Genomic DNA, 707 nt, shown 5'->3' with positions numbered 1-707 from the left:
AGCCTGTCCTTGTTAAAATGGAGGTACCACCCAACCATTCCTAAAGGAGAGACTTCTTTTGTACAAAGAATATACCATGGACCAGTTGTCCTTGCCAATGGACTTGCAAGAAGATATCCCTCAAAACCATCTCGTTCGCATCGTCAATGATGCGGTCGACCACCTAAATATGAATCTTTTCACCAAAGCCTATCCCGGCGGCGGTCGGGACAGTTACCACCCCAAAATGCTGACGAAGATCATTATCTACACCTACACCCAGCGGATTTACTCCTCACGCCAAATTGCCAAAGCCGTCCGGGAGAACATCATGTTCATGTGGCTGGCCGCGCGGCAGTGCCCAGACTTCCGCACCATTAATCGCTTTCGTTCCGAGCGCATGAAAGACGTGCTCGAATCCATCTTCACGGCCGTTCTTCAGTATCTCGTTGAAGCCAAGTATGTCAAGCTCGAGCATTACTTCGTCGATGGAACCAAGATTGAAGCCAATGCCAACCGCTACACCTTTGTCTGGGGTAAGGCAGTCGTCAAGCACAAGATGAGGCTGCAGGAGAAAGTGCAATCCTTGTTCGCGACCATCGAAGAAGCCGAGAAACAGGAAGATCATGCGCTAAGCGGCATGGATCTAAGTGAGCTTGGTAAAACATCAGACATGACGAGCGAGAAGTTGGAACAAGCGGTGCAGCAGCTCGAACAGCGACTAGAAG

General features: G+C 50.1%; 1 protein-coding gene. It reads left to right on the top strand.

The window, feature by feature from the left end:
• Positions 1-58: 58 nt before the first annotated feature.
• Positions 59-707 (top strand): transposase (locus tag ACFFSY_RS25045; protein ID WP_377499285.1); only part of this gene is annotated, 649 nt, incomplete at its 3' end.

The organism is Paenibacillus aurantiacus (assembly GCF_042431225.1).
GTDB lineage: Bacteria > Bacillota > Bacilli > Paenibacillales > Paenibacillaceae > Paenibacillus_Z > Paenibacillus_Z aurantiacus.
The sequence above is the reverse complement of the archived record's forward strand: the minus strand, read 5'-3'. Positions and strand labels throughout refer to the sequence as shown.